General features: G+C 56.6%; 15 protein-coding genes and 1 tRNA gene. 6 read left to right on the forward strand and 10 right to left on the reverse strand.

Going from position 1 to position 16547, the window contains the following annotated elements:
• Positions 1–29 precede the first annotated feature (29 nt).
• The 8 genes from corA to lptM form a co-directional block, all read right to left on the reverse strand.
• Positions 30–980 (reverse strand): magnesium/cobalt transporter CorA, encoded by a 951-nt coding sequence (gene corA, locus ENTMO_RS0100880; RefSeq protein WP_010426304.1) that lies wholly within the window; start codon positions 978–980, stop codon positions 30–32.
• A gap of 150 nt (positions 981–1130) precedes the next feature.
• Positions 1131–1187 (reverse strand): YsgD/CorL family protein, encoded by a 57-nt coding sequence (gene ysgD / locus ENTMO_RS26365; protein WP_212743980.1) that lies wholly within the window; start codon positions 1185–1187, stop codon positions 1131–1133.
• Positions 1188–1336: 149 nt separating this feature from the next.
• Positions 1337–3499 (reverse strand): DNA helicase II, encoded by a 2163-nt coding sequence (gene uvrD / locus ENTMO_RS0100885; RefSeq protein WP_010426306.1) that lies wholly within the window; start codon positions 3497–3499, stop codon positions 1337–1339.
• 107 nt (positions 3500–3606) lie between these two features.
• Complete coding sequence (yigB, locus tag ENTMO_RS0100890; RefSeq protein ID WP_010426308.1) at positions 3607–4323, reverse strand: 5-amino-6-(5-phospho-D-ribitylamino)uracil phosphatase YigB; 717 nt, start codon at positions 4321–4323, stop codon at positions 3607–3609.
• A complete protein-coding gene (gene xerC / locus ENTMO_RS0100895) occupies positions 4323–5222 on the reverse strand; it encodes a tyrosine recombinase XerC (RefSeq protein WP_010426310.1) in 900 nt (299 codons plus the stop codon). Before xerC ends, yigB begins: the two co-directional genes overlap by 1 nt.
• The gene (locus ENTMO_RS0100900) at positions 5219–5926 is read right to left on the reverse strand and encodes a DUF484 domain-containing protein (RefSeq protein ID WP_010426313.1); all 708 of its coding nucleotides are present in this window, start codon (positions 5924–5926) and stop codon (positions 5219–5221) included. The genes xerC and ENTMO_RS0100900 overlap by 4 nt, the downstream gene beginning before the upstream one ends.
• Positions 5923–6747, reverse strand: a complete 825-nt coding sequence (dapF, locus tag ENTMO_RS0100905) for a diaminopimelate epimerase (RefSeq protein ID WP_010426314.1) — start codon at positions 6745–6747, stop codon at positions 5923–5925. Before dapF ends, ENTMO_RS0100900 begins: the two co-directional genes overlap by 4 nt.
• 36 nt (positions 6748–6783) lie before the next feature.
• Positions 6784–6987, reverse strand: a complete 204-nt coding sequence (lptM, locus tag ENTMO_RS0100910; RefSeq protein WP_010426315.1) for an LPS translocon maturation chaperone LptM — start codon at positions 6985–6987, stop codon at positions 6784–6786.
• Positions 6988–7122: 135 nt separating this feature from the next.
• Between lptM and cyaY the strand changes: the two genes are divergently transcribed.
• A complete protein-coding gene (gene cyaY, locus ENTMO_RS0100915; RefSeq protein ID WP_010426317.1) occupies positions 7123–7443 on the forward strand; it encodes an iron donor protein CyaY in 321 nt (106 codons plus the stop codon).
• Positions 7444–7518: 75 nt separating this feature from the next.
• Here cyaY and cyaA read toward each other — a convergent pair whose 3' ends face one another.
• A complete protein-coding gene (cyaA, locus tag ENTMO_RS0100920) occupies positions 7519–10062 on the reverse strand; it encodes a class I adenylate cyclase (protein WP_010426320.1) in 2544 nt (847 codons plus the stop codon).
• Positions 10063–10412: 350 nt separating this feature from the next.
• On the opposite strand from cyaA, the gene hemC reads away from it, so the two are divergent.
• From hemC to ENTMO_RS0100945, 5 genes are all read left to right on the forward strand, one after another.
• Complete coding sequence (gene hemC, locus ENTMO_RS0100925) at positions 10413–11354, forward strand: hydroxymethylbilane synthase (RefSeq protein WP_010426323.1); 942 nt, start codon at positions 10413–10415, stop codon at positions 11352–11354.
• Positions 11351–12091 (forward strand): uroporphyrinogen-III synthase, encoded by a 741-nt coding sequence (hemD, locus tag ENTMO_RS0100930; RefSeq protein ID WP_029484908.1) that lies wholly within the window; start codon positions 11351–11353, stop codon positions 12089–12091. Before hemC ends, hemD begins: the two co-directional genes overlap by 4 nt.
• Positions 12092–12111: 20 nt before the next feature.
• The gene (gene hemX / locus ENTMO_RS0100935; protein ID WP_010426327.1) at positions 12112–13305 is read left to right on the forward strand and encodes a uroporphyrinogen-III C-methyltransferase; all 1194 of its coding nucleotides are present in this window, start codon (positions 12112–12114) and stop codon (positions 13303–13305) included.
• A 2-nt stretch (positions 13306–13307) separates the two neighbouring features.
• Complete coding sequence (gene hemY / locus ENTMO_RS0100940; protein WP_029484909.1) at positions 13308–14507, forward strand: protoheme IX biogenesis protein HemY; 1200 nt, start codon at positions 13308–13310, stop codon at positions 14505–14507.
• A gap of 171 nt (positions 14508–14678) precedes the next feature.
• Positions 14679–15890, forward strand: a complete 1212-nt coding sequence (locus tag ENTMO_RS0100945) for an MFS transporter (RefSeq protein WP_010426331.1) — start codon at positions 14679–14681, stop codon at positions 15888–15890.
• Positions 15891–16394: 504 nt separating this feature from the next.
• Here ENTMO_RS0100945 and ENTMO_RS0100950 read toward each other — a convergent pair.
• Positions 16395–16471 (reverse strand) — tRNA-Pro (locus ENTMO_RS0100950).
• Positions 16472–16547 lie beyond the last annotated feature (76 nt).

Consider the following 16547-nt stretch of genomic DNA (forward strand, 5'->3'; position numbering starts at 1 on the left):
GGGTAAGCGCAGCGCCACCCGCCAGATTTTTACAGCCAGTTCCGACGCTTGAAATAGAGATACGGCGCCAGCCCGGCGAGGATCATGAAGATAATCGCCCCCGGGTAGCCAAAGCTCCACTTCAGCTCCGGCATAAACTCAAAGTTCATCCCATAGCTGGATGCCACCAGCGTCGGCGGCAGGAACACCACGGATACCACCGAGAAGATCTTGATGATGCGGTTCTGCTCGATGTTGATAAAGCCCATCGCCGCCTGCATCAGGAAGTTCACCTTCTGGAACAGGGATTCGTTGTGCGGCAGCAGGGATTCGATATCTCGTAAGATCTCACGCGCCTGCTCCAGCTGACCGCCCGGCAGACGTGCTTTACGCACCAGGAAGTTCAGCGCACGCTGGGTATCCATCAGACACAAACGCACTTTCCAGCCGATATCTTCCTGCTCCGCCAGCGTCGAAAGCGCTTCGTCATATTCATCGCCCTGATGGCCTTCCATGATCACGCGGCTCAGCTTTTCCAGGTCGCTGTAGATGTTCTCAATTTCGTCCGCCAGCTGTTCAATTTTGGTTTCGAACAGATCGAGCAGCAGCTCGTAAGCATTACCGTCCACCATCGCCTGGCTACGGGCGCGCATGCGGTAGAGACGAAACGCAGGCAGTTCGCGCTCGCGCAGGGTAAACAGACGACCATCGCGGATGGTAAACGCCACGGTGGAGTTACCCGCGTGGTCATCAGCGTCTTCAAAGAAGAAGAAGGAGTGAATGTGCAGACCGTCTTCATCTTCAAAAAAACGTGCGGATGCTTCGATGTCTTCCAGTTCAGGACGCGTTGCCAGGCTTTGCCCCAGCTCAGATTGTACGCGAAGGCGCTCATCGTCGTCCGGCTCGACCAGATCCACCCATACGGCATCAACGAGGGGCTGTGACTCTTCGGCTTCAAGCCGAGTCAGTCGGTTATTTTCGAGTTGAAATGCGCTCAACATGACCGGGACTCCCAATGCAAAAAATATCGGACAGTTCGGTGGGCACACAGAAACAATTTGGGTTTCAGACCATTAAACAGCCTGACTCAGCGCGACGGGGATAATCCAGTCGCTGACAACCACTAAGGCCATCAGCAAGGGGAGATAGCCTTAGGAGTTGTTCCTGGATGACAGGGAATTGAGCCAGTATCTACTGGGTGTGTCCAAGGCGAATGTCCTCTTAGCGTAATCGTGCGCGCCTGTTACGCCAGCAGTAACTGTGGCGTCAACACGCAACGGAACGCTGAAGGGCATTAATTGACCTTCAGCCTATAAGGTTAGCAGATTATTACAAAATAATGATATTTTTCTGAAAGTTACACGGTTTCCAGCCTGGCGTAAGCAGCCACCAGCCATTTGATCCCCTGGCCCTGGAACGCCACCTGTAAGCGGCTGTGTTCACCGCTACCTTCGAGGTTCACGATGGTGCCTTCACCAAATTTCGAATGACGCACGCGCTGGCCCAGCTTGTAGCCGGTATCGGTTTCAGCGATGGGTGAACCCATACGTTGATGGTTGACCGGACGGCTGATGCTTGCCCGCAGACGCACCTCTTCCACGCACTCTTCCGGCAGCTCGCCGATGAAGCGCGACGGACGGTGATAAACCTCTTTGCCGTACAGACGGCGGGTTTCGGCGTAGGTCAGCGTTAGCTTTTGCATCGCACGGGTCACGCCCACGTAGGCCAGACGACGCTCTTCTTCCAGACGCCCGCCTTCATCCAGCGACATCTGGCTCGGGAACATCCCCTCTTCCATCCCAACGATAAACACCTGCGGGAACTCCAGACCTTTGGCGGAGTGCAGGGTCATCAGCTGAACCGCATCCTGCCAGGTATCCGCCTGCCCTTCTCCCGCTTCCAGCGCGGCGTGGGACAAAAACGCCTGCAGCGGCATCAGGTCTTCGTCTTCTTCGTTGTAGCTGAACTGGCGCGTTGCCGTCACCAGTTCCTCTAAGTTCTCAATACGGGTCTGGCCCTTCTCGCCTTTTTCCTGCTCGTACATGATGCGCAGGCCGGAGTCTTTAATCACCCGGTCAGTCTGCACGTGCAGCGGCATATCGGCCGTTTCCTGCGCCAGCGCGTCAATCAGTTCGAGGAAGCGCTGTAATGCGCTGGCGGCACGTCCGGCGAGGGCTTTTTCCTGCAGCAGCTCGCGGCATGCCTGCCATAGCGTAAGCTGGCGGTCACGCGAGGCCTGGCGCACCACGTCCAGCGTGCGGTCACCGATGCCGCGCGTCGGCGTGTTCACCACGCGCTCAAACGCCGCATCGTCGTTGCGGTTGGCGATCAGGCGCAGATACGAGAGCGCATCCTTGATCTCCTGACGTTCGAAGAAGCGCATCCCGCCGTAAATGCGGTACGGCATGCTCACCTGCAGCAGCGCCTCTTCCAGCACGCGCGACTGGGCGTTGCTGCGGTAGAGAATGGCGCACTGCTCCAGGGCGCCGCCGTTGTCCTGCCAGGTTTTGATGCGGTTCACCACGAAGCGGGCTTCGTCGAGCTCGTTGAAGGCGCAGTAAATCGAAATCGGTTCGCCGTCGACGCCGTCGGTCCACAGCTTTTTACCCAAACGCCCGTTGTTGTTTTCGATCAGGGCGTTAGCCGCGCTGAGGATATTGTTCGTCGAGCGGTAGTTCTGCTCCAGACGGATGGTTTCCGCGCCGGGGAAGTCCTTGAGGAAGCGCTGGATGTTCTCCACCTGCGCCCCGCGCCAGCCGTAGATCGACTGGTCATCATCGCCTACGATCATTACCTTGCCGGTATCACCGGCCAGCAGGCGGATCCACGCGTACTGGATGTTGTTGGTATCCTGGAATTCGTCCACCAGGATATTGGTGAAGCGTTCACGATAGTGCTGCAGGATGTGCGGCTTGTTGAGCCACAGCTCGTGGGCGCGCAGCAGCAGCTCGGCGAAATCCACCAGACCGGCGCGATCGCACGCTTCCTGATAGGCCTTGTAGACGTTCTGCCAGGTCTGCTCGACCGGGTTGCCGAAGCTCTGAATGTGGTGCGGGCGCAGCCCTTCATCTTTCTGGCCGTTGATGTACCACATCGCCTGACGCGGCGGCCACTGCTTCTCGTCGAGGTTCATCGCCTTGATCAGGCGCTTCAGCAGGCGCAACTGGTCTTCGCTGTCGAGGATCTGGAAATCCTGTGGCAGGTTGGCGTCCATATGGTGCGCGCGCAGCAGGCGGTGCGCCAGGCCGTGGAAGGTGCCAACCCACATACCGCCCTGGCTGGTGCCCATCAGCTGTGCGATACGGTGACGCATCTCCGCCGCCGCCTTGTTGGTAAACGTGACCGCCATGATGGAGTACGGCGAGCAGTTCTCCACGCTCTGCAACCAGGCAATACGGTGAACCAGCACGCGCGTCTTTCCACTGCCCGCTCCAGCCAGCACCAGCATATTGGTGCGCGAGGCCGCTACGGCTTCACGCTGTTTGTCATTAAGGCTGTCGAGCAGGTAAGAAACGTCCATTGGCACCGTCACATAGTATTCAGGAACACAGCAAAACGCCCGGTGGCGCTTCGCTTACCGGGCCTACAACTGCAAAACCCTGGTAATTTATACAATATTACTGGTGATTATATCAGCGTCGTGAGGGATGCCAACCGCGAAATTTCCACGTGCGGCAGAAGACGGCTATCCTTCGTGGTCATCAGGTCGGCGTTTTCTGGCTTGATCCAGCAGGCCTGCATGCCGCAGCGAATGGCACCCGCTACATCCGTGGTCAGATCGTCGCCCACGTGCAAAATTTCACCAAGCGGCAGGTTCATTTTTTCCGCAGCCAGATGGTACATATCGCTGAACGGCTTCGAGCGCCCGTGCGGGCCCGCGCGCAGCACGAACTCAAAGTAATCGCCGAGGCCAAACAGTTCAGGCTGGGCGTTACCGTTAGTGATGGCCACCAGCGGCCACTTTTCGGCAAGCTTCGCCAGCGTATCGTGGGTCTCCTGCGGCACGTCGATACGGCTACGCCATTTGGCGAAGTTTTCCATTGCCGCTTCGGCACCGATGGCCGCGTCCTGTACGCTCAGGCCCACGTTGAGCATCGCCTGCTCAACCGCACGACGACGCCATTCGGTCACGTCGTGGTAAATGTCCGGCTCGGTCTCCCGCAGGGACTGACGCAGGGTCTGAAAATCCTTGTTCTGCATCGCTTTCAGCGCGGGATGGTAGTTCTGCACAAACGCCAGCGACTCCTGCTCAGTACGCAGGATCACCTCACGGTTGTCATAAAGGGTGTCATCAAGGTCAAACGTCAGGGCCGAGATCTGACCGAGTGGGCGGTAAAAACGCATTATTTCCCCCGTTTGGCGCGTGGATGCGCCGCGTCATACACCGAGGCAAGGTGTTGGAAGTCTAAGTGGGTATAGATTTGAGTGGTCGACAGATTTGCGTGGCCAAGCAGTTCCTGCACGCCGCGCAGATCGCCGCTGGATTCCAGCATGTGGGTGGCGAACGAGTGGCGCAGCTTGTGCGGGTGAACGTGGCTGTTTAGCCCCTGCTTGATGCCCCACTCCGCAAAGCGCTTCTGCACGTTACGCGCCGAGATCCGCTTGCCGAGCTTTGATAAAAACAGCGCATTCTCCTCTGCGCCAAACAGCCCGCGCAGATCCAGCCAGTGCTCAATCCAGGAAACCGCGTTGCGGCCAATCGGCAGACGGCGTTCTTTGCTGCCCTTGCCCATGACCCACACTTCGCCGGATTCCAGATCGAGATGCTTTAAATCAAGGTTCACCAGCTCAGAGAGACGCAGGCCCGCACCGTACATCACCTCCAGCATCGCGCGGTCGCGCACAGCCAGCGGATCGTTAAGGTCGATATCCAGCAGGCGATTTACGTCGTCGACGTCGATATTTTTCGGCAGATGGCGAGGGGCTTTTGGCGTGGCGATGCCTTTCGCCGGGTTGGCTTTTAAACCGCCCTGGCTCACCAGCCAGTCGAAGAAACTGCGCAGAGCAGAAAGCCTGAGCGCCAGGCTCGCCGGGCTGAGGTTTTTTTTACGGCTACGCACAACGAACCCGCGCACCGTGGCAGCATCACATTGTTGCCAGCTTTTCAGGCCGATCTCGTCGGCAATCTGGATGATGGCATCAAGCTGACGCTGATAGTTAAGCAGCGTTATGGGGCTGAGCTGACGTTCCACGCCCAGATAGCGCAGAAAGCGCGTGACGTCAGCGGCGAGTGCATCTGTCATACGCGCTCAATCCAGCGCTCCAGCAGCTCAGGTAGCATCAGGGCGATTTCCTGCAGCAGGTGCGTACCCTGCCCCTGCTCATAATGATGTGCGTCACGGCTGGTAAATAACATCACGCCCAGATCGCCATCGCGCCCCATCAACGACATCGCCACCGAGCCAATCGCTTTGGCTTCCGGCAACACGACCAGCAGCTCAGGCCCGTTTAGCGGCCCGAGATAGTGCTGCTCACGGCCCAGACGCTGAATGCGCAGAGGCTCAAACGCCTGGCGGCTCAGCGACAGATGGGTAAACCCGGACGGCGCACCAATGCGCCAGCGGTCCGGGAAGAGGCGAATCGTCGCGCCAGCCAGCCCAAGCTCACGCGCCCAGCGGTGGAAGCGGCTGAGGAACTCTTCAAGGCTGTGCGCCGAGGCCAGACGCGCCTGCAGGTGCAGCAGACGATAAAACAGGCTCTCGTTATTGCTGGCCTGCTCCATCAACAGCGTCATGTTCTCTTCAAGCTGATTGATGTGCTTGCGCGAGCGCGCCATGTGCCATTCGACCAGCGACACGGTTTCACGAACCGGATGCGGAACGCGCATCTGTTCAACAACGCGTGCATTGCGGATAAAAAACTCAGGATTGTTCAGCAGGTAATCAACAACAGCGCTGTCATCCAGTTCCGTCATTATTTCCTGCAGTTCTTCCCCTGGTTGTTTCATAGATGGATAAACCCGTCATAAACATGTGTCGCCGGGCCCGTCATATACAGTGGATGACCCGGTCCTTTCCAGGCGATATCAAGCCGACCGCCCGGTAACTCCACGCGAACCTCTTCTGCCAGTAACCCCTGAGAGATGCCCACAGCAACTGCAGCACAGGCACCGCTTCCGCAGGCCTGGGTTTCGCCCGCGCCGCGCTCGTAAACCCGCAGACGGATGTGCTCACGCTTCACCACCTGCATAAAACCGATGTTCGCGCGCTCCGGGAAACGTTCGTGGCTTTCCAGCACCGGACCGAGCGTTTCAACCGCGGCGGTTTGCACATCATCAACCTGAATCACACAGTGAGGGTTACCCATCGAGACGACGCCGCACAATACTGTCTGCTCGGCCGCACGCATAATATAGGTCTTTTCCGCTTTGTTTGCGCGGAACGGTACGGCGGAAGGCTCGAAGTTTGGCTCGCCCATATTCACGCGTACCAGTTCGTCATCGGTCACGCTGAGCACCATACGGCCGTTCGCAGTACTGACGCGAATATCGCGCTTGTTGGTCAGCCCTTTCAGGCGGACAAAGCGGGCAAAACAGCGCGCGCCGTTGCCGCACTGGTTAACTTCGCTGCCGTCAGCGTTAAAAATGCGGTAGTGGAAATCAAGATCGGGATCGTAAGGCGGCTCGACCACCAGCAGCTGATCGAACCCCACGCCCACGTGCCGATCCGCCAGGCGGCGAATCAGCTCCGGGGAGAAAAACACATTCTGCGTTACCGCGTCGACGACCATAAAATCGTTGCCAAGGCCATGCATTTTAGAGAACTGCATCATTTGCTCCATTGCGCGGGTACAGAACGTAATCTGTCAGAGATTAACCTGAGTCGGGCCACCGTTATCGCCGCGATCGTTAGTATCTGGCGTAGTTGACTCAATGCCGCTTTGCACCGGTTTCGTTGGCGGCGGTGCGTTTTTATCCTCTGGCGGGAAGTACAACGGTCCTTTCAGTCCACAACCCGTCAGGCTAAACAGCGTGACGAGAACGGCAAGCGTTCGGAAGACGTTTTTCATTATCAAGTTGCTCGTAAGTTCAAATCTGTTTCTATCATCGCAGGAGAAGACACAAAAGCAAGAGTTTGCCGCTTTCCTGCAACGGGAATTATTTAGCGTTATACTGCCGCCATCACGAAAAACAGGAACAAAACCATGAATGACAGTGAATTCCATCGCCTTGCCGACACCCTGTGGATGACCATCGAAGAGCGCCTGGACGACTGGGACGGCGACAGCGATATCGATTGTGAAATAAACGGCGGTATCCTGACCTTAAGCTTTGAAAACGGCAGCAAAATTATTATTAACCGCCAGGAGCCGCTTCACCAGGTGTGGCTGGCGGCCAAACAGGGCGGCTATCACTTCGATCTGAAAGACGGGGAATGGGTCTGCGACCGTAGCGGCGTACAGTTCTGGGATCTGCTGGAACAGGCGGCGACCGCGCAGGCGGGTGAGGCAGTGAGTTTCAGGTAGTTTTGTTGCCGGGTGGCGGCTACAGCGACTCGGACCGTAGGCCGGGTAAGCGTTAGCGCCACCCGGCGAAAAGGCTCAGGAGAAATACTGCTGCAACAGCGGCGCGGTATCCTGATTCGCCGGCGCGGCAGGCGTTACGGCCTGGGTCCGGAACGGGATCACCTGCGTACGACCATCGACGTTCACAATCTGATAGAACTGCGGCAGGTTGAAGTTAATGAAGCTTGAGCCGTAGGTAAAACGGTCGTGCGAAGAGGAATAGAAGCGGCTGACATCGCGCACCAGCTCCTCTTTACTGCCTTCACAGTGGTGATACACCTCGGCGCGGTTAGTCTCATCAAGGATGTAGATATTGAAACCGGCATCCTCACCTGACTCTTCGAAGAAGAACTGAATAATCCCTTCGCTCGCAAAACCATCCACCACCTGCGGCAGCTTAACGTGGTTGGTTTCAACCTGCACCGACAGGCCATGTAGCTTGTTGTGTGAAATCGCGCCGTAGAACTCAATGGCATTTTCCAGCTTCTGTACTGACACGTTCAGGCGCTCGAAGAACAGCCCCCAGGTCTGGCCGGAGACGCGCAGCGCTTTAAAGCGCCCGGTTTCGTGACGGGTGCTGGAAAGACGCAGTTCGATGCACTCAGAGACCAGCTGCTGCACGCGGGTACGAATCAAACCGCGCAGGTGCTGGCTGTAGCAGAACACTTCGACGCTGTCCGGTGGCGCGGCGTCCTGGTGCATCTTGCCAAGAATGGTTTTCAGCGCTTCGATCATCGCCTGCTCGCCGTTGAAGTGCAGGGTACGTACTTCATTCCACGAGTTGCGGTACAGCAGGTCTACGCTGCCCACCAGGCAGTTTTGCTGCTCGCCAAAGCTGAAGACGTCCAGCTTGCGGAAGTCAAAATGGACCACCTGATTGCGGAAGGCCGCCGTCGGGTCGTACTCCAGGTTGACGATAATCGCCAGATGGCGAATCTCGCATGGGCTGTAGAGCGCTTTTGGCGTTGGCGCAGGCAGACGCAGCGGGAAGTGGTGCGAGACGTCAGCGACCATCTCCTGCAGCTTGGCTAAATCAACCACATCGTTGCCTTTGATAAACAGACGCGTGCGCGAGGTCAGCAGGCCGTTAAACCAGGCCCAGGCCACCAGCTTGTTCAGGTAGCGGTTATACTCCAGCGGCTGATGGCTGATGATCGAATCCATGCTTGGGGCACGGTTGTACAGATACCACCCGGTGCGGTTTGCGCGGCCCGGTGGCACAAAGATAAAGGTCAGGTTCGGCTCTGACAGGTCAGGTGAAATCTGCGGGTTCACCAGGGTGACTTTACCCGGCAGCGCTTCAAACGCGGCGTACAGCTTGCGGGTCAATACCCCGATGTCCTGCGGGCTGGCGGAAACGCTGAGGTTGTTACGGCGCGCAAAGCGGATCAGATTACGATAACTTTGCATCATTGCATCGAGCAGTTCGTTGTGCGCTTCACGCACCTGATCGATCTTCCAGTTGGCGCGGTTGTCGAGCATGGACAGACGCGCTTCGTCCCATCCCCATTCTTTGACTAACTGACTGACCACTTCACGACGCCAGCCCACGCAGGCGCGTTCGCGGCTCAGTTTTTCACAGACTTTGAGATAGAAACATCGACGCACCAGATCGAGACGTGTGGTGTCATCAATGGCTTTCAGGTATTCGGTAACGCGTTCCAGCATCATGCAGTAGGCATCAAGCCCGTAGGAGACAATCTCCCCGTCGTGCAGACGCTGTTTGATGTCTTTCGCCAGCAGGCGCGGCGTAGGGTATTCCCAGGAATAGGCTTCCAGCAGCAGCGTTTTCAGCACCGCTTTGTACGGTGAGTCGATGCTCTTATAAAGCTGCCAGAGGCTCGCGCCAAAGTACTCTTCGGCGGACAGAGAGCTGAGGCCCCCCAGATCCAGCCATTCGTTTGGTGTCAGTACGCCCTGAGAATAGAGCGACATGACATAATCGTCGTAATGCTCTTCTTCATCGCACGGCACCATATTCCACCGAATACGCTTCCCGGCGAGGCGAACGGCGGTACGGTAGAACTCATCCAGCAATAAGATGTGCTGAGTCGAGCCGCAGTCTTCACCACCGAGACTGCCGCTTTCGTTATGGCGGAAACGGTTTTCATCAATCAGGAAGAAGCTCACTTCCACGCCGAGCGACGCCGCCCAGCTCTCCAGCAGGCTGCATTTACGCTGCAGCAGCTGGCGCTCTTCGTTATCGAGCCAGGATTGATGGCAGACCCAGATATCCAGGTCAGAAGAACAGCTTTGCCCTACCGATGAGGTGCTCCCCATTGAGTAAACGCCAGTGATGGGCAGTTCACCTTTCGGAGAAACCTGAGGCGGCATGCCGCGGTAGAGTTCCAGCTCGTTCAGATAGTGCTGTTGGGTTTCATCAGGCGTGAAAAGGCAAATGCCCTGGGGAACGTTACCATCGAGGTAACCCGGCATCAGCGGATGGTGATAGTGCAATAATGTCGGCAGCAGACTGTATACCTGCTGGAAAGCAGGGCCCATGGCAGCAAGCGCGCGATCCACGCGCAATTGATTTATGGCATCCAGTCTCTGTTTCAGAGTCTCAATATAGAGGTACAAGACGTATCGCCTGATGTTTCCGGGTGTCGTAAGCTATTCAAAACACGAATAACAGCGAGCCCGCAGTATTTCAAAAAGATAACCGTTACCCTTCTTTCGCCCTTATCATTATGGTGGTACCGACGAAAAAATGGTCTAAAACGTGATCAATTTAACACCTTGCCGGTTGACCGTAAAGAAAGATGCGCTACATACAAGTGTAGCACCGTTCTGTACGTGTAAATTCCTGAATACGGCTACGGCAGACGAATACGCCGCCTTGTCCCTCTCACCCTTCATCAACCGTAAAACTGCCATCCCAGAGTCAACAATGTTAGGATGGTTAGCGATTGATAATGACGGTAACAAGCATGTTAGACAATGTTTTGAGAATTGCCACACGCCAAAGCCCTCTTGCGCTCTGGCAGGCACATTATGTGAAGCAGCGCCTTGAAGCCTGCCATTCCGGATTGCGCGTCGAGCTGGTGCCGATGGTGACGCGCGGTGACGTGATCCTTGATACGCCGCTGGCGAAAGTCGGTGGAAAAGGCTTGTTTGTCAAAGAGCTGGAAATGGCCTTGCTTGAGAACCGTGCTGACATCGCCGTGCACTCCATGAAGGATGTGCCCGTTGAATTCCCGAAAGGGCTGGGGCTCGTGACCATCTGCGAACGTGAAGATCCGCGCGATGCGTTTGTCTCCAACCAGTATGATTCTCTTGACGCGTTGCCGGAAGGCAGCGTGGTTGGCACGTCCAGTTTACGCCGTCAGTGCCAGCTGGCCGAACGCCGCCCGGACCTGGTGATTCGCTCGCTGCGCGGAAATGTGGGTACGCGTCTGGGCAAACTAGATAACGGCGACTACGATGCCATTATCCTCGCCGTTGCCGGCTTGAAGCGCCTGGGACTGGAATCACGCATTCGCGTCGCATTGCCGCCAGAGCTGTCGCTACCGGCCGTGGGCCAGGGTGCGGTGGGCATTGAGTGCCGTCTTGACGATGTGCGCACGCGCGAGCTGCTTGCACCGCTGAACCATGACGAGACCGCCATCCGCGTAAAAGCCGAGCGCGCCATGAACACTCGCCTCGAAGGCGGCTGTCAGGTGCCAATTGGCAGCTATGCTGAATTAACCGACGGTGAGCTGTGGCTGCGTGCGCTGGTTGGCGCGCCGGACGGCTCACAGATGGTACGCGGCGAACGTCGCGGTAAGGCGCAAGATGCCGAGCAGCTTGGCGTGTCGCTGGCCGAAGAGTTACTGGATAACGGTGCCCGCGAAATTCTGGCTGACGTTTATAATGGAGAACCCCCTGCATGAGTATTCTTGTCACCCGCCCTTCTCCCGCAGGAGAGCAATTAGTGAGCCGTCTGCGCGCACTGGGGCAGGTGGCCTGGAGTTTTCCGCTGATTGAATTCTCCCCCGGTCGGGAGCTGTCCATGCTCGTCGACCAGATGAATGCCCTGCAGGAAGGCGACCTGATCTTCGCGCTGTCGCAACATGCCGTGGAATTTGCCCATGCGCAGTTGCAACAAGCAGGGAGAGAGTGGCCAACTGCTCCCCGCTATTTCGCTATCGGGCGAACAACCGCACTGGCCTTACATACCGTGAGCGGAGCAGACGTTCGCTACCCGTTAGATCGGGAAATCAGCGAAGTCTTGCTACAATTACCTGAATTACAAACTATTGCCGGAAAACGTGCGCTCATTTTACGCGGTAACGGTGGACGTGAACTGTTGGGTGAAACGCTGCGGGAACGCGGGGCCAACGTCACGTTCTGCGAATGCTATCAGCGTTGTGCGAAACACTACGATGGCGCGGAAGAGGCAATGCGCTGGCATATGCGCGGCATCGATACCCTGGTCGTAACCAGCGGTGAAATGCTGCAGCAGCTATGGTCGCTTATTCCACAATGGTATCGTGAGAACTGGTTACTCCACTGTCGGCTTCTGGTCGTCAGTGAGCGTCTGGCGAACCACGCCCGGGAACTGGGCTGGCAAGATATTCGGATCGCTGATAACGCCGACAACGATGCGCTGCTGCGCGCATTACAATAACTCTCAAATGGGAAGCCATAATGACGGAACACGAAAAATCCTCCGCCGTGGTTGAAGAGACCAGGGAGACTGTGGACACAATCCCACAGCCAGAGACGACAGAGAAAACCGCTGAGAAGAAAAACGGCAGCAACAAAACCAGCCTCGCGCTGAGCGCAATTGCCATCGCCATTGCCCTGGCGGCAGGCGTTGGCCTGTACGGTCTTGTTAAGCAGCAAGGCTCTAACCAGACGGCCACCAGCGATGCGCTGGTCAATCAAATTACCGCCCTGCAAAAAGCGCAGGAGACGCAGAAAACCGAGCTGGAAGGCGTGATCAAACAGCAGGCCGCCGCGCTTGCCGATGCGAACAGCAAACGGGAAGAGTTGACCAAACAGCTGAGTGAAGTGCAGGAGAAAGTCGCCACCATTTCCGGTACCGATGCCAAAACCTGGCTGCTCTCACAGGCCGATTTTCTGGTGAAACTGGCCGGACGTAAGCTCTGGAGCGATCAGGACGTTACCACTGCCGCCGCGCTGCTGAAAAGCGCCGACGCGAGCCTGGCAGACATGAACGACCCAAGCCTGATCGCCGCGCGCCGCGCGATTACCGAAGATATCGCCAGCCTCTCCGCCGTCTCGCAGGTGGATTACGACGGCATTATCCTCAAGGTGAACCAGCTTTCGAACCAGATTGATAACCTGCAGCTGGCGGATAACAACGACGACGACTCCCCGATGGATTCCGACGGTACCGAGCTTTCCAGCTCCCTGAGCGAATGGCGCATAAACCTGCAAAAAAGCTGGCAGAACTTTATGGACAGCTTCATCACCATCCGCCGCCGCGATGAAACCGCCGTGCCGCTGTTAGCACCGAACCAGGATATCTATCTGCGCGAAAACATCCGCTCCCGCCTGCTGGTTGCGGCACAGGCCGTACCGCGTCATCAGGAAGAGACCTACAAGCAGGCGCTGGATAACGTCTCGACGTGGGTGCGTGCGTATTACAACACTGATGACGCGACGACCACTGCCTTCCTGGAAGACATTGATAAGCTGAGCCAGCAAAACATCACCATGAACGTGCCGGATAAGCTGGAAAGCCAGCCGATTCTGGAGAAGCTGATGCAGACGCGCGTGCGTAACCTGCTGGCCCAGCCCGGCGTTCCGGCGGAAGGCACGGCTGAAGCACCGGCCGCCGCGCCAGCGCCTGAAAGCGCGCCACAAGGAGAGTAATGATGCTTAAAGTCCTCTTACTCTTTATCCTGCTGATCGCCGGGATCGTCCTGGGGCCGATGCTCGCGGGTCATCAAGGCTACGTGCTGATCCAGACTGATAACTACAACATTGAAACCAGCGTTACCGGCTTAGTGATTATCCTGGTCCTCGGCGTGGTGGTGCTGCTTGCTGTGGAATGGATCCTGCGCCGTATTTTCCGCACCGGGGCGCATACCCGCGGCTGGTTCGTTGGTCGTAAGCGCCGTCGTGCCCGTAAGCAAACAGAACAAGCGCTGCTGAAACTGGCCGAAGGCGATTATCAGCAGGTAGAAAAGCTGATGTCGAAGAATGCCGATCACGCAGAACAGCCGGTGGTGAATTATCTGCTGGCCGCTGAAGCGGCACAGCAGCGCGGCGATGAAGCCCGTGCTAATCAACATCTTGAGCGCGCGTCTGAGCTTTCGCCTAAAGATCCGATTCCGGTGGAGATCACTCGCGTTCGCCTGCAGCTGGCGAGGAACGAAAACCATGCGGCGCGCCACGGCGTTGACCGACTGCTGGAAATCACCCCACGTCATCCCGAAGTGCTGCGCCTTGCTGAACAGGCCTACATCCGTACCGGTGCCTGGGGTTCACTGCTGGACATCATTCCGTCGATGGCAAAAGCAGACGTCGGTGACGATGAACATCGTGACGAACTGCAGCGCATGGCGTGGATTGGGCTGATGGATCAGGCGCGTGCCGACCTGGGCAGCGACGGTCTGAAAACCTGGTGGAAGAATCAGAGCCGTAAAACGCGTCAGCAGGTTCCACTGCAGGTGGCGATGGCGGAACATCTGATTGAATGTGACGATCATGACACTGCGCAGGAGATCCTCCTCGACGGTCTGAAGCGCCAGTACGACGACCGCCTGGTAATGGTGATCCCGCGCCTGAAAACCAATAATCCTGAGCAGATCGAAAAAGTGCTGCGCCAGCAGATCAAAACCGTGGGCGACCGTCCGCTGCTGTGGAGCACGCTGGGCCAGTCGCTGATGAAGCACGGCGAATGGCAGGAGGCGAGCCTCGCCTTCCGCGCGGCGCTGAAACAGCGTCCGGACGCGTTTGACTACGCCTGGCTTGCGGATTCACTGGATAAGCAGCATAAGCCGGAAGAGGCCGCCGCCATGCGGCGTGACGGGTTGCTGTTGACGTTGCAAAATAACGGTAACCAGCCGTAATTGAAATGGAGGCCTTTAGGCCTCCTTTTTTTATCTTCACTCTCCTGCTACATTCATTGCATCTTCCGCAGAAAACGAACCCGCCAATGTAACGATCGCTTTTCATTAACCCCTTTTTCGCACACGCGCATTTTGCAGCGTGGAGTAAAACGTTTTTGAAAGGAAATCGTCATGAATTCGCTTTTGTATGCGCTTATTGAAGCGCTGCGCTGCCACCGCTGGCTGCGCCTGCTTGCCTGCGCGTTTATCTTCTCTTCACTGGGGAATGGTTTGACCCAGGTTGTTGTTTTCGGCTTACTGCTGCAGTGGGCAGCACCACCGGTACTGCTGACGCTCGCTTTTCTTTTTGCCACGGTGCCGGGATTCCTCGGCAGTATGATCGGCGAAAAATTGTGCTCTCGATTTTCCCCGTTGTCTTTGCTGATTCTGACTGAGGTACTGGGATTGCTCGCCCTGATCTTTCCCTTTCTCGGCGTGCATTATCACAGCATACCCGCCCTGCTTGCCATGCAATCCGCTGAAGCATTATTGAGTGGGATCGGCTGGCCTGCGCTAACGCTGCTGTTCAAACGCGGCCTCAGTGATGCCGAGCTGCCTGCCGCAACCGTTCTGGAGAATCTGATATTTGCTTCTCAAGTCCTTTTGGGAACCGGACTTGGCGTCGTGCTTTTTCAGAAAATGCCGCTCGTCGATTTGCTGGCAATCGATGCCGCCAGTTTTCTGGGATCGCTCTTGATGCTCCTGCTGGCGAGGCGAGAGTTTGCGGCACGGATAAAACCCTCTCCCACCGACGCTCACGCACTCGTCGCGCTACGTTGGAAGAGGCTAACCCAGCGGCAAAAACGCTGTTTGCTCCTGCTGCCAGCGCTGGCTGCCGTAGGCTCACCCGCTATGGCGTTACTGCCCGCCCTGGCGCAGGAGATACAGCCTGAGAATGCGGCAGGTCTCGCGCTGCCCCTGCTTTTCGCCAGGAGCATGGGGCAGCTTTGCGGTCCAATGTTGCTCAAGAGAGACAGTCTGACGCGCGTCGCAACCCAACCTCTCCTGCTGATGGGCTACCTTGCTCTCTTTCTGGCTGCTTATGGGGTGCTTCCGCTGTTATCCGGCTGGGTTGTGCCCGCGCTGGGAATGATCTTCATTGCACATCTGGCGTCGAATATTGTGTTTGCGGCAGGTACGTTTGGGGTACTTAGTAACTTTCAGATGGCCCAGATTTCGTCAGCAAGCAGTAAAGCCTGGCGCTGGCAAACGCTTAGCGCTTCCCTCTTTACTGGCCTCGCAGCGATGGTAGCGACAGCATTCGGGGCAGTTGAGGCGCTGTATATGGTCTCTGGCACCGCGCTGCTTTTCGTTACGCTGGTACTGAGGCGTTTCAGTGATTAAGACATAAAAAAACGCCTGCTATAAAAGCAGGCGTTAAAACAGGTCTGTAAGACAACATATTTGGTGCTTCACTCAACGTTGTGTCCATGGTGTTTGATGAGGCCGAAGCGACATCTGTCAGTGGACGATAAGCACCGTAAACGGCTCTGCGTCATTCCTGAGTTTATGAGGCACTAAGGCGAGCATAAGAGATGGAATGAGCATCTACACGCATATTATTGCACGTTACATGCCAGGTTTACACGCAGAACTTTTACATTGCGCAACATTCTAAGATAAAACGAAATTCTGCTGTTAAGAACCGCCTGAAGCCCGATAATGTACCGATAAGAGATTCAACCTGTCGTCGGCAAGAGACAATAAAGCCACCGAATATTAAATTGTTTATTTTCAAGGCATTGCGTGTCGCCAAATCGCGACAATGGAGAAGTGTGTTGTTGGGGAATAACGACAGGGATGAAAACCGCAGAAAACAAAAAACCCCGCCGAAGCGGGGTTCAAAATTGGTCGGCGAGAGAGGATTCGAACCTCCGACCCACTGGTCCCAAACCAGTTGCGCTACCAAGCTGCGCTACTCGCCGATGTACTGCTTTTTTGAATTTTTAGTTCAATTCATTTAAAAAGTCGTGGTGCGAGGGGGGGGACTCGAACCCCCAC

Origin of the sequence: Enterobacter mori LMG 25706 (genome assembly GCF_000211415.1) — a bacterium.
Lineage (GTDB): Bacteria > Pseudomonadota > Gammaproteobacteria > Enterobacterales > Enterobacteriaceae > Enterobacter > Enterobacter mori.

Excerpts from the sequence above, each read along its gene's own strand:
- hemC (WP_010426323.1), top strand. The coding sequence starts at position 10,413 with ATGTTAGACAATGTTTTGAGAATTGCCACACGCCAAAGCCCTCTTGCG.
- hemD (WP_029484908.1), top strand. The coding sequence starts at position 11,351 with ATGAGTATTCTTGTCACCCGCCCTTCTCCCGCAGGAGAGCAATTAGTG.
- ENTMO_RS0100945 (WP_010426331.1), top strand. The coding sequence starts at position 14,679 with ATGAATTCGCTTTTGTATGCGCTTATTGAAGCGCTGCGCTGCCACCGC.
- yigB (WP_010426308.1), bottom strand. The coding sequence starts at position 4,323 with ATGCGTTTTTACCGCCCACTCGGTCAGATCTCGGCCCTGACGTTTGAC.
- dapF (WP_010426314.1), bottom strand. The coding sequence starts at position 6,747 with ATGCAGTTCTCTAAAATGCATGGCCTTGGCAACGATTTTATGGTCGTC.
- hemX (WP_010426327.1), top strand. The coding sequence starts at position 12,112 with ATGACGGAACACGAAAAATCCTCCGCCGTGGTTGAAGAGACCAGGGAG.
- cyaY (WP_010426317.1), top strand. The coding sequence starts at position 7,123 with ATGAATGACAGTGAATTCCATCGCCTTGCCGACACCCTGTGGATGACC.
- ENTMO_RS0100900 (WP_010426313.1), bottom strand. The coding sequence starts at position 5,926 with ATGAAACAACCAGGGGAAGAACTGCAGGAAATAATGACGGAACTGGAT.
- xerC (WP_010426310.1), bottom strand. The coding sequence starts at position 5,222 with ATGACAGATGCACTCGCCGCTGACGTCACGCGCTTTCTGCGCTATCTG.
- corA (WP_010426304.1), bottom strand. The coding sequence starts at position 980 with ATGTTGAGCGCATTTCAACTCGAAAATAACCGACTGACTCGGCTTGAA.
- uvrD (WP_010426306.1), bottom strand. The coding sequence starts at position 3,499 with ATGGACGTTTCTTACCTGCTCGACAGCCTTAATGACAAACAGCGTGAA.
- hemY (WP_029484909.1), top strand. The coding sequence starts at position 13,308 with ATGCTTAAAGTCCTCTTACTCTTTATCCTGCTGATCGCCGGGATCGTC.
- lptM (WP_010426315.1), bottom strand. The coding sequence starts at position 6,987 with ATGAAAAACGTCTTCCGAACGCTTGCCGTTCTCGTCACGCTGTTTAGC.